This window comes from Wenyingzhuangia sp. IMCC45467 (genome assembly GCF_054111205.1).
Genome location: NZ_CM134196.1, coordinates 543,282 through 559,187 on the forward strand (window position 1 = coordinate 543,282; position 15,906 = coordinate 559,187).

The window sequence follows — 15,906 nt, forward strand, 5'->3', positions numbered from 1 at the left end:
TTTAATATAATTTAATGGCTTCGTCTAAAATTTCTTCTATCAACTTTAGATTGATATCTTGATTAGGATTGATAGGTAATATTTTAAATATTTTTCTATTTCCCTGAATTAATGCTGAGTGATGTAAATATGGCCCCTTGGCAAAACTAAGATAAGGTTCGTTTGTTTTTTTTTCTTTCCAAAGGTAGCACAAAGGTTTTCCTTTAAAATAAAAATAGGGGAGTCCCCATTTTAAATGTAAGGTTATTTCTGAATGATATTGATGGATGAAATTTTTAAGAAATAGAAAAATACTTTTATTAGGTTCTTCTTGTTTCTCAAAAAAAGCATCAGTATTATTCATAAAAGTTTTTTTAAGGTGTTCCTGAAGCCTGTACTGAACTTTGCCTAAGTTGAGTCTAGTACTAAGCTCGATGAACAATTAAATTAAGCTAAGTAATAATCTAAAGATTCTTTAATTAAATCAATAGACACTTTACAATCAATTTTATATTTCTCAATACCTTCAAGTAACACAAAGTTTACTTGTCCATTTACATTTTTCTTATCGTGCTTCATTAAATCTATTACAGCAGGATAATCTTCTTTTGATACAGGTACTTTTCCAAAAATTCTAGTTATAGTCGTTTTAATTAACTCCAAATCACTTAAAGGAAAATTGAATAATTTACTAGAAATATAAGCTTCTGTAATCATTCCCAAAGCAATGGCTTCACCATGAGTTAAAGTAGTTTTGTCTTCAGACTCTAAAAAGTACGATTCTACAGCATGCCCTATGGTGTGACCATAATTTAATATTTTACGTAAGTTGGCTTCTAATCTATCTTCTAAAACCACTTCGTTTTTAATTTCAATAGAACGATGAATCATTCCTTCTATATCAACATTTTTAGTAGGGTCTGTAAATTGACTCCATAGAGATTTATCGTAAGTCAATCCGTATTTAATAATTTCAGCCATTCCAGAAGTCATTTCTTTTTCAGACAAAGTTTTTAAATACAAAGAATCTATAAGTACCATTTCAGGATCGGCAAACAAACCTATTTGGTTTTTTAACACTCCTAAATCTACTCCAGTTTTCCCTCCAACAGAAGCATCAACCATACTTAATAGAGTAGTAGGAATATTGATAAATTGGATTCCACGTTTATAAGTAGAAGCCACAAATCCTCCCATATCGGTAATTACCCCACCACCAATATTGATTAACAAACTTTTTCTATCTGCACCTAAATCGGTTAAAGCTTGCCAAATACTCATACAAGTACCTAAGTTTTTATTTACCTCTCCAGATTCAATTTCTATCACCTCAAAAGTAACATCAACCTCTAATTCTTGTTGTAAAATTGGCAAACAATGCTCATGAGTGTTCTCATCTACCAATATAAAAACAGTTTTAAAACCCTTTTTAGCAATAAATTCATTGATAGCATTGTAACCAGTTTCTTGAAAATGAACAGGGTAGCTTGTAGATTGTATTGTTTGCATGTTTATTGATGTTTGTACTGCAAAATAAAGCAAAATATTTTTTTATTAAAGGTATGTTGTTAGAATAATTAATTGGATTTTATTTTTTCATTTATTAAACATTTTTAACTAAAAAACATAGATTAACATATGTTTAAAAAAAGTAAAATAACAGGTACATATATTATGTTTGCTTAAATGTGACAAGACAAAGCCTCTATTTTAACCTATATTTACACAAATTTTTTTTGATGAATAAAATATTACTCATTACGTTATTTTGTATAAGTTACATAAGTTTTTCTCAATCTCCAGGGGGGGTGTCTGGTTCAATTTTATGGTTAAAAGCTGATGCTGGTACTAACACAACAACTAATGGAGTTGGTATTACTTCTTGGACTGATCAAAGTGGTAATGGATTTAGTGCTACAGGTACAGGAGATGCAGTTTACTCTACTGCAAATGCTATAAATGGGAATCCTGTAATTTATTTTACTGATGATGACCAACCTATAACAGGAACAACAGTAGTTAGAGGAGAAGGACCTAATAGTAGTACAGATAAAAGCACTTCCTTTTTGGTACAACGAAAATCATCTACAACAGACGATTGTTTTATTGAGTTTTATGAAGGAGGATCTAGGCAGTTTTATATAGATAGACGATACGATGCTAATGAACCTTTTTTTACTCTTCCTATAGGTGTTCAACAAATTATTTCTGTTTCTGATCCTGGTGGTTCTGGTTCAGGAGCAAACTCAACTATTTATTTAAACTCTAATAATTTCTTTACTTCTGAAAATTTATTTTCTACCTCTTGGGAAAATGGATCTTACGTAATTGGAGATGATAGTACAGGAGGAAATCAATTGAATGGAGAGATTGCGGAAATTATATATTTTGATTATGAATTATCTAATTTTAATAGAAAAAAAGTTGAAAGTTATTTGGCTATTAAATACGGTATTACCTTAGATAATACAGATGGAGGTACTGATGGAGATTATGTTACGAGTACAGGGATTGTAGTATGGGATGCCTCTGTAAACAATACATATCACAACAATGTAATTGGTATTGGTAAAGACAATACTACTCTTTTGAATCAAAAAAAATCAACAGAGTTTAATTCAGATCCTACACTATCTATAGATAAAGTTTCTTCTTTTTCAAACGATTTAGATTATATTGTAGTAGGTAATAATCAAGGAACATTAGCATTTGGTTCTACGGGAGTTCCGTCTGGAATTACTAATATATCTCAAAGAACATGGAAAGCAGAAACCAATGGAACCCCAGGTACTATTTCTATTAGTTTTACTTTAGGAAGTAGTTTAACAAACTCAGGAAACCCTTCTGAATATGCATTATTAATAGATTCTGATACCGATTTTACTTCAGGTGCTACAATACATTCATCTGGAGTTAGTATAAATGGTAACATATTAACTTTTTCAGGTGTAAATATACCAGATGCTTCATATTTTACTCTCGCCTATAGTCCTGTAACAGAATTTCCAGGAAACGTATCAACAAATTTAAATTTATGGCTAAAAGCAGATACCAATATTACTGCCACAGGAACTGATATTAGTAGCTGGACGGATGGTTATAATTCTTTTGAATTCTCAACCGTTGCAGGGGCACCTCAATATAACAATACTGGAATAAACTATAACGCTACAGTTGATTTTGATGGAAATGATTATTTAACAATGACTGATAATTTAGATATTAGAACATTTTTTATAGTATATAATCATACTTCTACAAGAAATTGGGAAACTCCTTTTACAAATAATAATGTTGATGGTGTTTTTCATGGACATAGTGATGAAACCCAAGTTTACAATAATACCTATACACCTGCAGCAACAAAAAACGGAAATTCATATGTAAATGGATTAGCTACAGATTTGTTAACCCATGCAAGACCTGTTAGTACAGAAATTCATACAAGAGAATTAACCAATAATGAAAATAGTAGTCAAACTTATTATTTAGGACAAGATAGAGATTTTACCGACAGAGCTATAACTGGTCAAGTAGCCGAAATCATTTCCTATACAAGCACATTAACAGATGTTGAAAGAGATAAAATAGAAAGTTATTTAGCAATTAAATATGCTATTACTTTAAATAATAGTGGAGGTCTCCAAAATGGTGATTATATAGATACCAATTCAAATATACTTTGGGATGCTTCTGCTAATCTTTCTTATCATAATGAAGTAATAGGAGTTGGTAGAGATGATGCTACAAGTTTAAATCAATTAAAATCTTCAGAACAAAACTCATCAACAAACTTAACCATAGAAAAATCAGGGAGCTTTGGTAATAATTTAGACTTTTTACTAATAGGAAATGATAATGGTGCAATTGGAGTTACCTCTTCAGGAACAAGCCCTGTATATAATCAAAGAATTACAAGAACATGGAAATCTGCAGTATCTGGGTCTGTTGGTGGAGTAAATATTAGCATTACTTTGCCTGTATCTAGTACAGGTAATCCAAGTGACTATGCGCTTTTAATTGATTCTGATACAGACTTTTCAAATAGTGAAATACACACTACTGGAGTCTCTTTAAATGGAGATGTTGTAACTTTTACCAACGTTCAATTTTCAGATGGAGATATTTTTACTTTAGGAATAGGATTGTCTTTTGGGCCAGCGAATGTTACTAACGGATTAACACATTGGTTTAAAGCTGATGAAGGAACATCTACTACTACAGATGGTGTTGCCATTACTCAATGGGACAATTTAACAGGTTCAAATAATGCAACCCAAGCAGGGGCTTCGGACTTTCCAACATACAAAGAAAATCTTCACAATTTTAATCCATCCGTATATATATCAAATGGAGATAATGGTTACTTTAATTTAAATTTAAACGGAATTAATGATACCGATTATAATATTATTACAGTTGTTGAAAGAGAAATCACAGAGGATGAAAATTATATTTTAGGAACCACTGCATCAACCAACAATCAAGGATTACATTTTGGATATAGAAGTAATGCATCATTAACACTAGCACAATATGGAAATGATATTGATGTAACTGTTAATAATTATAATGACCCTAGCGTTTCAAGAGCTTTAATTAGAGGTCAATTAGATAGTAGTAATGGTAAAATCATTCAAGAATTAAGAGATGGTTCTTTTTCTGAAAATAGTCATGCTACTACTTCTTTTTTAACAGGAGATAATCAAGGGGTTTTAGGTAAGGGATACGGAACCAATGGTTTTAGAGGATATGTTTCTGAAATGATTATATATAGCAGTACTATTTCTAATGCTGATTTGTCTAAAATATACTCATATTTAGCAATTAAATACGGAATGACTTTAGCTATTTCTGATGGTATAACCAATGGAGATTATACAAACAGTAATGGAACCGTTATTTGGGATGCCTCAGAGAATTCAAGTTTTCATCACGATGTTGCAGGTATTGGTTATGATATTGCATCAGATTTAATTCAAAAACAATCAACTTCTGAAAGTTCAGATGATATATTATCTATTTCAATAGACAATTCTGTTGCACTTACTAATAATTTAAACTCAGGTAGTTTTGAAAATAATCTTGATTATTTAATTTGGGGGAACAATAGTACCGAAAGTAGTATTTCATTAATAGACAATCCTAGTTCAGTTAACGCATGTTTAAAACAATTAGATAGAGATTGGAAAATAAGTAATATAGGTAATGTTGAAGATGTTACTTTACAATTTGACTTAACTTCATTTGTATCAAGAGATTTTAATTTAATGATTGATTTAGATGGAGATGGAAATTATAGCACAGGAACTCTAGAAATATACAATACAGGAACCATAAAAGATGATAACATTGTATTTACAGACATTACGTTACCAGATGGATGTGTTTTCACTTTGGTTGACAACAGTTCAGATATCACTTATCAAGTTGGTGCATGGGTTGGTGGAGCCGGAACAAGTGAAGAATTAGACAATTCTACTACAGATTTAGTTAAGTCTGTAGAAATTAAAGAAGATGTTATTTTATCGGGTGATGCAAACTGTAAATGTTTTAAAATTAGTAACGGAGCAAAAGTAACAGTGCAATCTGGAGAAATTTTAACCGTTACACATACACTTGCATCAAATGGTAAATTGTTTTTATATGATGATGCTCAATTAGTACAAACCAACAGTTCAAGTACCAACAATGGAAATGGAACTATATATCAAGTAATTGATGAGTTAACGCCTTCTGGATATAGGTTTAACTATATTACATTACCTGTAAATACTTCAGGTACATTTAGCTTATCAGAAAACTTAAAATTTAATACTGATGCTATGGATTTAGAAGTTAATACAGATCCTAGTTTTATTAATAATGATTCTGATGGTTACGGAACAACCTTGAGTAGTAATTGGTTTTACACACTTAATAGCTCTGGAACTTATACTAAAATAAATGAAAACACAAATTTAGCTCCAGGAGTAGGTTTTACCATTAAAGGACCAAATCAAGCTAATAGATATAATTTTATAGGAAGTCCTAATAATGGAGATATTACAGCTTTAACTTTGGTAACTAATAATTATGCTATTGTTGGAAATCCGTATCCATCTGCTATCGATGCAGATACTTTTAACTCTGTAATGTTAGCAGATAATATTACAGATGGTACCATCTATTTTTGGGATCAACCAACTGGAGACTCACATTATCAAGATCAGTATGATGGTGGTTATGCAACTCGAATAAATGGAGTAGGTGCTCCAGCTGCAGGAGTAACAAGTGCTACTACACCAACAAATGTTATTAAACCAGGTCAGGCTTTTGTAGTGGCAGGAGGAACTTCAGGAGGAGACATTACTTTTACCAATAGTATGAGATTACCAAATACAAGTATTAGTGGAGAACACTTTTTTAAAGTTGCTAAAATGGAAGCTTTAAAACCTATTATAAGATTAGGATTTGAGTTTGAAGATGAGAAAGGAACTTTTCACAGACAATTAGTTACAACACCAAGTGGAGGAACCTTAGAACACGATCAAGGTAAAGATGCTGTAATGTTTGATTACTATGAAAATGATGCGTATTGGGTGGTTAAAGATCAGGAATATAGATATATTATCACCAGTGTACCTGTAGTTAATGATGATTTAAAATTAGATTTAGGTGTTGTTTTAGAGAAAGAAAAAGAAGTTACATTTAAGTTAGATGGAACAGAATCTTTTATCAATGATATTTACTTATTAGATAATGAAGAAAATATTATAACCAATATTAAAGAAAACAACTATAAAGTAACAGTTGCTAAAGGAGACAATACCCAGAGATTTAGTCTAATTTTTAAAGAAAATGCATCTTTAAAAACAACCAACGTTAATATAGAAAACAAATCTGTAGTTGTTACAGATTTAAATAGCCTTAGTGTAATTCTAGAAGAAGGGATAGTTAAAAATGTAAAATTGTATGACTTATCAGGAAGAGAATTGATGAGTAAAAACAACAATGCTGCAACCTCTAGTCTTAAACTATCTACTAAAGCATTTAACAAACAACTAGTAGTTGTAAAAGTAGAAAGTGACCAAGGTGTTTTTACTCAAAAAATACTTTTAGAGTAAAATAATGATACTTTTGTACTTTAATTTAGAATAAAAATGATAAAACGTATTACTTATTTTGTAGCCATACTTTTAATTGTAGATGTTTATTTAATGTATGGATATAAAAGTTTTATATCTAATCAAACTATTAAAAATGGGTTTAAATGGTTTTATGTTGTAAGCATGCTTGTAAGTTATACTTGTTTGGCTACAGTTATTTTAAAATTTGATGATAGACCTACACATGGAACCATTTTAATGAATCTTTGGTTTGGATATACTTTTGCTTTTATTGTTCTAAAAATAGGTTTATTATTTACCACTTTTTTGGATGATATTATTAGAGTTGTAGAATACATAGGTAAAATAATATGGAGAGTTTTTTTGAGTTCTGATACTAAAGTAAATTTTGCAGAAAGAAGAAAATTCATAGGTCAAGTAGGTCTAGGAATAGCTAGTATTCCTTTTTTAGGAATGTTATATGGCATTACTAAAGGAAAGTATAACTACAAAATAAAAACAGTTGCCTTGAATTTTAAAAATTTACCTAAAGCTTTTGATGGTTTAAGAATAGTACATATTTCTGATGTACACTCAGGTAGTTTTGATGATTTTGATGAAGTGGCTCACGGTATCAATATGATTAAAGAACAACAAGCTGATTTAATTTTATTTACTGGAGATTTGGTTAATAACGAAGCCGAAGAAATTGTGCCTTACAAAGAATTGTTTGCAAGTATGAAAGCTCCTCTAGGAGTGTTTTCAACTTTAGGAAACCACGATTATGGAACGCACAAAAGATGGAAAAATAAAGAGGAAAAAAATCAAAACCTTAAAGATTTGTTCATCCATCAAAAAGAAATGGGCTTTGATTTATTAAACAACAGAACTCATACCATAGAAAAAGATGGTCAAACATTAGATATTGTAGGAGTAGAGAATTGGGGAAAACCACCATTTCCTCAAAAAGGAGATTTAGATAAAGCTTTAGAAGGAACCCATCCAGAAAATTTTAAAATTTTACTATCCCACGATCCAACCCATTGGGATGAAAAAGTAATTCCACATTCACAAAATATAGATTTAACTTTATCTGGACACACTCATGGAATGCAGTTTGGGGTAGAAATTCCAGGTTTTAAATGGAGTCCATCAAAATATATTTACAAACGTTGGGCAGGTTTGTATAAAAACAAAGAACAATACTTATATGTAAACAGAGGTTTTGGATTTTTAGGTTTTCCGGGTAGAGTTGGTATTTGGCCAGAAATTACCGTTATTACCTTAAATCAAAAAGCTTAAATGATATGAGTAATTTTCATCAATCTTTAAAACATTGGTACGATAAATCTAAATTAGCTTTAAAAGGTAGAAAGAGTAAAAAAAAGGAACTGTTAAAAAGATTATACCTTTTAGAATACTCTGAAGCCAATCCTGATTTTTGCATCAATATGGTAAATGTTTGTGGAATTTATAACATTGTTGGAGGAAACCCTGATAGCAAGGGTAGTTTTTATACTGGTTTACTTCATATAGACCTAATTAACAATCAAATAGAAGCCAGTTGGTTAATAGAAGGTGAACACCACCAAACAGGATATGGTTTTGTTTTTAACAACACTTTAGTCATTCATTTTAATTATTTAGCTGATGACGAACTTTTTAACGGAATAGTGGCTTATCACTTTATTACTCCCGAAATAGTAATAGGAAAATGGACGGAAGAAGTAGCCATAGAAAATGCTTTTGAAATGGGAAGAAAGTTATCGCCAGATGAATTAGGAGAACCATACCCCGAAGATATTTTTAGTGCTAATTAAATGTTATAGAAGGTAAAGTATACATTAACAAGCTTTTGTAATATCATTAATAAACAATTTTTAATCATATTTTCTAACATCTTTTGATTACTTTTGCGCTTTAAATTTAAAGTGCAACCATGCAAGAAATAAGAAACATTGCTATTATAGCTCACGTTGACCACGGTAAGACTACTTTGGTAGATAAAATTATTGATCAAGCAAAAATATTAGACGATCGTAAAGAACGTACTGATTTATTATTAGATAACAATGATTTAGAGCGTGAAAGAGGGATTACTATTCTTTCTAAAAACGTATCTGTTCAATATAAAGGAACTAAGATCAACGTAATTGATACTCCTGGTCACGCCGATTTTGGTGGAGAAGTAGAGCGTGTATTAAAAATGGCTGATGGTGTTTTATTATTGGTTGATGCTTTTGAAGGACCTATGCCACAAACTCGTTTTGTATTAGGAAAAGCTATTCAATTAGGATTAACTCCTATTGTAGTAGTTAACAAAGTAGATAAAGAAAACTGTACTCCAGACATCGTTCACGAAAAAGTTTTTGATTTAATGTTTGCTTTAGAAGCTACAGAAGAACAATTAGACTTTACAACTATTTACGGTTCTGCAAAGAACAATTGGATGAGTACAGATTGGAAAGATCAAACTACTGATATCGTTCCTTTATTAGATGCTGTATTAGAATCTATTCCAGCAACACCTTATAATGAAGGTACTCCTCAAATGCAAATTACTTCTTTAGATTTTTCTGCTTTTACAGGAAGAATTGCTATCGGACGTGTTTTCCGTGGAGATTTACATGTAAACAAAGATTACAAGTTGTGTAAAGCTGATGGTACTACTAAAAAAGTTAGAATTAAAGAATTACACGTGTTCGAAGGAATGGGGAAAGCTCAAGTTGAAACAGTAAGATGTGGAGATATTTGTGCTATTACTGGTGTTGAAGGATTTGAAATTGGTGATACTATTGCTGATTTAGAAAATCCAGAAGCATTACCAAGAACAGAAATTGACCAACCAACAATGAGTATGTTGTTTACTATTAACAACTCTCCATTCTTTGGTAAAGAAGGTAAATTTGTTACTTCTCGTCACTTACGTGATCGTTTATTTAAAGAATTAGAAAAAAACTTAGCGTTAAAAGTTGAAACTACAGATTCTGAAGACAAGTTTAATGTTTTTGGACGTGGAGTATTACACTTATCTGTTTTAATTGAAACAATGAGACGTGAAGGATATGAATTACAAGTAGGTCGTCCTCAAGTAATTTTCAAGGAAATTGACGGTAAAAAATGTGAGCCATACGAAACATTATCTATTGATGTTCCTGAAGAAGTTTCTTCTAGAGCTGTAAACTTAGTTTCTTTACGTAAAGGAGATTTAATGGTTATGGAGCCTAAAGGAGATTTACAACACCTTGAATTCACAATTCCATCTCGTGGATTGATTGGTTTAAGAAATAAAATTTTAACTGCAACTCAAGGGCAAGCAATTATCAACCACAGATTTAGTGAATACGGACCTTTTAAAGGTGAATTTACCGAAGAAGAAAAAGGAGCTATTGTTTCTGCTGCTGCTGGTAAAGCAACTGCATATGCTTTAGACCGTTTACAAGATAGAGGTAAATTCTTTATTGATATCAATGAAGAAATTTATATTGGGCAGGTAATTGGTGAAAACAGTAAAGCTGATGATATGGCTGTAAACCTTATTAAAGGAAAACAGTTAACAAACATGCGTAAATCTGGTACTGATGAAGCAATGAAAATTGCTCCTAAAGTAAACTTCTCTTTAGAAGAATGTATGGAATACATTAGAGCTGATGAGTATTTAGAGGTTACTCCTGAAAGCTTAAGAATGCGTAAAATTAATTTTAAAGGTTAATTCTCTAAAATTTAATATTATCATATCAAACTCCTTCATGTTATTTGAAGGAGTTTTTTTATACTTATCTTTTAAAAAATATAGTAATGAAATTTATATACGTAATATACTTGTTTTTTATACAAGTAGGCTGTTCTCAATCTTTTGAAATCAGTAAAAAAATAAAACTATCAAAAGAAATAAATGAAACATCGGGTGTTATTTATTTTAATAAAAGAATTTTAACATTTAATGATTCAGGAGGAAAACCTGAATTATATGTTTTAAGTTCTTCTTCGGGAAAAATAAAAAACACCATAAAAATAACGAATGCTACTAATGAAGATTGGGAATCTATTAGTCAAGATGAAAATTTTGTTTATATAGGTGACACAGGAAACAATAGAGGTAGTAGAAAAGATTTGGTTATTTATAAAATTGACAAAAAAAATCTGTTAAATAAAAAAAAGGTAAAGGCAGAAAAAATATACTTTTCATATGAAGATCAGAAGTCTTTTGAAGCAGCCAACCACGCTAATAATTTTGATTGTGAATCTATTACAGTTTATAAGAATCAACTCCTTATTTTTACCAAAAATTGGTTAGATTTTAAAACAAATATTTATACTATTCCGCTTGTTAAGGGAAGTTATATTGCCAAAAAAATAAATTCAATTCCTTTAGACTGTTTGTTAACTTCAGTAGACTATAACCCAATAAATAATAAACTAGTAGGTACAGCATATGATACCAATTATAAGTCTTATTTAATTGTAATCAATCCTTTTGAGTTAAAAAACGTTCATTTTAATAAAATAGCACTAACATCAGAATTGGGATATGCTAACCAAATAGAAGGTATTGCTTGGAAAAACAATCAACAAGTTTTTGTAACCAGAGAATCTATAGAAAAAGAACTTAACGGTAAAAAGCATGAACACAAACAAAAGATGTTTTTAATTACTTTAACAGATTAATGTATTTTTGTTATCTAAAACAACCAATAAGTGTCTAAATTTTCCAAAATCATTCAAAAACAAAAAGAACAACAAACTGAAAAAAAACATAGATTTAATTTAGAAGCCAAAACAAATGCTAATAGAACATTGGTAATGTGTGCTTGTGGTTCAAAAAAATCATATAAAGTTTGTTGTGAACCTATTCATCAGAATATTTTATTAGCTAAAACCCCTTTGGCTTTAATGAAATCTAGATACACGGCATATGTATTAGCAAATATTGATTATTTAATGCAAAGTCATCATTCATCAACCAGACCTATTTCTGAAAGAGATGAAATTTTAAACTGGACAAAAAGTATTCAGTGGATGGGATTGGAAATAATAGAAGCTAAAAAAAGTAATGCAGATGAAGGCTTTGTAACTTTTAAAGCTCATTTTACAGAAAATGGAGTAGTACAAGTGATTCATGAAAAATCTCGTTTTGTAAAAGAAAATAACCATTGGACGTACATTGATGGAATTCACTCTTAAAAAAGATAAAAATGGCCAAAGCAGGAAGCGATAAAAACACAAAAAACAAATCTAAACATACCAAATTAATGAATCGAAAAAAGAATAAGATTCGTGAAAAGGAGTTGGCACATAAAGAAAAACTAAAAGCTTTAAAAGAAAAAATAGAACAAAACAAAAGCAGTTCTTAATTTAACTTTTTACTAGAAGGCGTTCTGCCATAATAGTTTTTATAAATAGAAATAAAATGCGAAACACTTCTGTAGCCTAATAAATGTGTTACTTCATTAACAGGATGATTTTTTAGTAAAGTAACTGCTTTTTTCATTTTTAATTCAATAACGTAGGATCTAATTGTAATCCCAAAAACATCTCTAAATCCATTTTTTAATTGCATTTCGTTTAATAGAATATGTCTAGAGATTTCCTTAATAGTTGGGGTTTTTAAATAGTTCTTTTCTATATACTCTTTGGCATCTTTTATTTTATGAACATGTACGTTTTTTTCTTTAGCCGTTTCAAAGTTTGTGTGTTGAATTTTAAGTAACAACTCTCTTATTTTTAAGTCTAAATAGTAACTACTGTTATTTCCTTTTTTATAATAATCAATAATACTTTTTAAAATTACGTGTAGCTCATGGTCTGCTATTAAAGAGGTTACAAAACTATTATTAAGATGTTTGTTGTTAATGTATTTAAAAATATCATTTTTATGACTCCATGGTTCTCTTTTAATTAAATTTAAAAAGAAAGGCATTTTAACATAAATTAGAATAGATTCTGTTTTTTGTAAAGCAGTAACAGTAACTTTATTTTTTATAAGATTACCACATGTAATTTGTAGTTTGCCATAATCAACTACATTTTTACTATTTTCTATATATTTTACAGCCACATTTCCACTTAGTAAATAAGCTATTAAAACATATTCTCCTGTAATATCTACAAATTCAGTTAAGTCTTTTTCGTTAAACCTATCTGTATTAATTATACAAAAGTTTTTACTGTGAAATAATTCACTTTTTATGCTATATCCATCTTTTTGTATGTTAACACTTGTGTTTTTTACTACTTCTTCTTTTTTATGGTTATCTAAATTGATATCATAAAAAGATAGGTTAAGTTCTTTAAAATGAGATTGTAACAACATATTTCCTTTTCCGTTTTTATTATTTCCTTTTCAGTTATCAGTTATTTAACAACCTAATTGATATTTGCACAAAAGTAATTAAGATTAAGTTTAAATAATAATAAACGTGAAAATTAAATTAAAAATAAATTTTTTAGCGGTTTTAATTTGTGGTTTAGGGATAATAAAAACCCTAAAAGCTCAAGAGCATCAAGTAGAAATTCAAGGAGTTGTTTTAAACGAAAAAGGAACACCAATTTCTGAGGCTTATGTGTTTTTAGAAAAGAGCAATAGATATGCTATTACTAACAAAAATGGTTTTTATAAAATGTTTGTTACTAATGGAAATTATAAGTTAACCTCAAAAATGATTGGTTTTGCCTCTGTAACAAAATCTATAAAAACCAAAACAGGAATAAATAGACTTAATTTTAAACTTAAGGAGGGATTCACTCATTTAAAACAAGTTGAGTTAAAAGGTAAAACTCCCATAGAAAAAGTAAAAGAAACACCTTACAATGTAGTTGCCATTAATACCCAAGAAATGGCAAATAGTACCATGGATTTATCCGATGCTTTAGAAAAAGCTTCTGGAGTAAAAATAAGAAGAACAGGTGGTGTTGGTTCTAGTGCAAGAGTTAATTTAAATGGATTTTCAGGAAATCATGTGAGAATTTTTATGGATGGAATTCCTATGAATGGTTTTGGATCTGCTTTTCAAATGAACAATATTCCTGTAAATCTTGCCGAAAGAATTGAAGTGTATAAGGGTGTGGTTCCTATTGAATTGGGTTCCGATGCTTTAGGTGGAGCCATTAACATTATTACCAAAAAAGGAAAGAGAACTTATGTGGATGCTTCTTATTCATATGGTTCTTTTAATACACACAAATCAAGTGTTAATGTTGGGGTAACAGCAAAATCTGGATTGACATTTAGTGTAAATGCATTTCAAAATTATTCTGATAACAGTTACAAAGTAAAAACACAGTTGTTAGACCTTAGTAACAATCAGTTTTCTAATGAAGAGTATTGGTTTAAAAGGTTTAATGATAAATATCACAACGAAACTATAATTGCAAAAGTTGGAGTAGTAGGAAAAAAATGGGCAGATAGATTGATGGTAGGTGGTACGCTAGGAAATGAAGAAGCAGGTATTCAAAATTCAGCCGTTCAAAAAATTGTTTATGGAGGAAAAAAACGTACTGCTAAAACTACTATGGGGAGTTTGGAATATGAAAACAAAAACTTTTTTTTAAAAAAATTAGCATTTAAAGTAACAGCAAATTATAGTAAAGCTGAAAACGAAGTAATAGATACCTTGGCAAGACAATATAACTGGGCAGGGAATTTTAGAGAAAAAAACAGTAAAGGTGAAGGAGTATATAGCTCTGCTAAATTTAACAACTTAACCAGTGTAGTAAATGCAAATTTAAGTTATCACTTTTCTAAAAAACACAATATATCTATCAACAATATATTTTCTAGCTACGAACGAAAAAACACCGATGATAAAGCTACGGAAGACAATAGTTCTGAATCAGAATTTATGAAAAGATCTAATACTAAAAATGTATTAGGAGCATCTTACCGATACAGGACTACTAAAAATTGGAGCAATGTGTTTTTTGGAAAACTCTACAATGTAAATGTTACAGGACCTGTAGAAGTTCCAGTTTCTACTACCAGTTCTACTTACGAAGAAAAAACAACAGGATATCAGGTTACGGGTTACGGATACGGAACAACATATGTATTGTTTAAAGGGTTTCAATTAAAAACATCTTTAGAAAAAACCTATCGTTTGCCAACAGCCAATGAATTATTTGGAGATATGATTGTAGAATCAGGAGATGCTTCTTTAAAGGCAGAAAATAGCTTTAATTACAATTTTAATGTTAGCTATTCTTTTAACAAACACAAAGCACATCATTTTTATGTAGATGCAGGTTTTATTTACCGTGATACTCAAGATTACATAAGACGTTTGGTTGATGAAAGTAAAGGAGGAGCTAGTTTTTTAAACCATGGAACTGTAAAAAATATAGGATTAGATTTTGAGGGAATGTATAGTTACAAAAACTTGTTATCTATTTCAGGAAACATAACGTACCAAAACATTAGAAATAAAGAAAAATGGACCAGTAATAACACTCCAGCATTAAATTATAATGACAAAATGCCTAATGTTCCTTATTTATTTGGAAATCTAGATATGGCTTACAATTGGTACCAAGTTTTAGGAAAAAGGAATTCTTTAACGGCAGGATATCATTTAAACTATACCAATGAGTTTTTTAGAGATTGGGAAAGTTATGGTTCACAAAAAATAACCATTCCTACTCAATTATCGCACGATATAGACATTACTTACACCTTGGCTGATGGAAAATACAACATAGCTTTTGAAGCCAGAAATATAACAGATGAGTTGTTATACGATAATTATAGCCTACAAAAACCAGGAAGAAGCTTTTCAGTGAAACTACGCTACTTCTTTTTAAAATAAAAAATAATAACCAAATTAAATTTTAAATTATGAACAAA

The 15,906-nt window shown here is 29.9% G+C and carries 11 protein-coding genes; 8 read left to right on the plus strand and 3 right to left on the minus strand.

From position 1 onward, the window contains the following. Nucleotide 1 precedes the first annotated feature (1 nt). Entirely contained in the window at nucleotides 2–343 is a 342-nt protein-coding gene (locus ACXGQT_RS02505; RefSeq protein ID WP_457829822.1) for a DUF1801 domain-containing protein, read from the minus strand. Between the two features lie 83 nt (nucleotides 344–426). Next, nucleotides 427–1,488, minus strand: a complete 1,062-nt coding sequence (aroB, locus tag ACXGQT_RS02510) for a 3-dehydroquinate synthase (RefSeq protein ID WP_457829823.1) — start codon at nucleotides 1,486–1,488, stop codon at nucleotides 427–429. Nucleotides 1,489–1,718: 230 nt separating this feature from the next. Here aroB and ACXGQT_RS02515 point away from each other — a divergent pair, with 230 nt between their 5' ends. The 7 genes from ACXGQT_RS02515 (at nucleotide 1,719) to ACXGQT_RS02545 (ending at nucleotide 12,421) form a co-directional block, all read left to right on the plus strand. Continuing rightward, entirely contained in the window at nucleotides 1,719–7,085 is a 5,367-nt protein-coding gene (locus ACXGQT_RS02515; RefSeq protein WP_457829824.1) for a hypothetical protein, read from the plus strand. 36 nt (nucleotides 7,086–7,121) lie between these two features. Beyond that, nucleotides 7,122–8,369, plus strand: coding sequence for a metallophosphoesterase (locus ACXGQT_RS02520; protein WP_457829825.1), 1,248 nt, complete (start codon nucleotides 7,122–7,124; stop codon nucleotides 8,367–8,369). A gap of 5 nt (nucleotides 8,370–8,374) precedes the next feature. Next, nucleotides 8,375–8,887, plus strand: coding sequence for a hypothetical protein (locus ACXGQT_RS02525; RefSeq protein ID WP_457829826.1), 513 nt, complete (start codon nucleotides 8,375–8,377; stop codon nucleotides 8,885–8,887). Nucleotides 8,888–9,006: 119 nt separating this feature from the next. Then, a complete protein-coding gene (typA, locus tag ACXGQT_RS02530; RefSeq protein WP_457829827.1) occupies nucleotides 9,007–10,779 on the plus strand; it encodes a translational GTPase TypA in 1,773 nt (590 codons plus the stop codon). Nucleotides 10,780–10,865: 86 nt separating this feature from the next. Next, complete coding sequence (locus tag ACXGQT_RS02535) at nucleotides 10,866–11,735, plus strand: hypothetical protein (RefSeq protein ID WP_457829828.1); 870 nt, start codon at nucleotides 10,866–10,868, stop codon at nucleotides 11,733–11,735. Between the two features lie 30 nt (nucleotides 11,736–11,765). Further along, nucleotides 11,766–12,251, plus strand: coding sequence for a YchJ family protein (locus tag ACXGQT_RS02540; RefSeq protein ID WP_457829829.1), 486 nt, complete (start codon nucleotides 11,766–11,768; stop codon nucleotides 12,249–12,251). An 11-nt stretch (nucleotides 12,252–12,262) separates the two neighbouring features. Beyond that, nucleotides 12,263–12,421 (plus strand): hypothetical protein, encoded by a 159-nt coding sequence (locus ACXGQT_RS02545; RefSeq protein ID WP_457829830.1) that lies wholly within the window; start codon nucleotides 12,263–12,265, stop codon nucleotides 12,419–12,421. Here the strand turns inward: ACXGQT_RS02545 and ACXGQT_RS02550 are convergent. Next, on the minus strand, nucleotides 12,418–13,380 hold the full coding sequence (locus tag ACXGQT_RS02550; protein ID WP_457829831.1) for a helix-turn-helix transcriptional regulator: 963 nt from the start codon (nucleotides 13,378–13,380) through the stop codon (nucleotides 12,418–12,420). The two genes, ACXGQT_RS02545 and ACXGQT_RS02550, sit on opposite strands and share 4 nt — an antisense overlap. A 106-nt stretch (nucleotides 13,381–13,486) precedes the next feature. Between ACXGQT_RS02550 and ACXGQT_RS02555 the strand changes: the two genes are divergently transcribed. Then, the gene (locus tag ACXGQT_RS02555; protein WP_457829832.1) at nucleotides 13,487–15,868 is read left to right on the plus strand and encodes a TonB-dependent receptor; all 2,382 of its coding nucleotides are present in this window, start codon (nucleotides 13,487–13,489) and stop codon (nucleotides 15,866–15,868) included. The last annotated feature ends 38 nt before the right edge of the window (nucleotides 15,869–15,906 follow it).

Excerpts from the sequence above, each read along its gene's own strand:
- ACXGQT_RS02550 (WP_457829831.1), bottom strand. The coding sequence starts at position 13,380 with ATGTTGTTACAATCTCATTTTAAAGAACTTAACCTATCTTTTTATGAT.
- aroB (WP_457829823.1), bottom strand. The coding sequence starts at position 1,488 with ATGCAAACAATACAATCTACAAGCTACCCTGTTCATTTTCAAGAAACT.
- typA (WP_457829827.1), top strand. The coding sequence starts at position 9,007 with ATGCAAGAAATAAGAAACATTGCTATTATAGCTCACGTTGACCACGGT.
- ACXGQT_RS02535 (WP_457829828.1), top strand. The coding sequence starts at position 10,866 with ATGAAATTTATATACGTAATATACTTGTTTTTTATACAAGTAGGCTGT.
- ACXGQT_RS02525 (WP_457829826.1), top strand. The coding sequence starts at position 8,375 with ATGAGTAATTTTCATCAATCTTTAAAACATTGGTACGATAAATCTAAA.
- ACXGQT_RS02545 (WP_457829830.1), top strand. The coding sequence starts at position 12,263 with ATGGCCAAAGCAGGAAGCGATAAAAACACAAAAAACAAATCTAAACAT.
- ACXGQT_RS02520 (WP_457829825.1), top strand. The coding sequence starts at position 7,122 with ATGATAAAACGTATTACTTATTTTGTAGCCATACTTTTAATTGTAGAT.
- ACXGQT_RS02515 (WP_457829824.1), top strand. The coding sequence starts at position 1,719 with ATGAATAAAATATTACTCATTACGTTATTTTGTATAAGTTACATAAGT.
- ACXGQT_RS02505 (WP_457829822.1), bottom strand. The coding sequence starts at position 343 with ATGAATAATACTGATGCTTTTTTTGAGAAACAAGAAGAACCTAATAAA.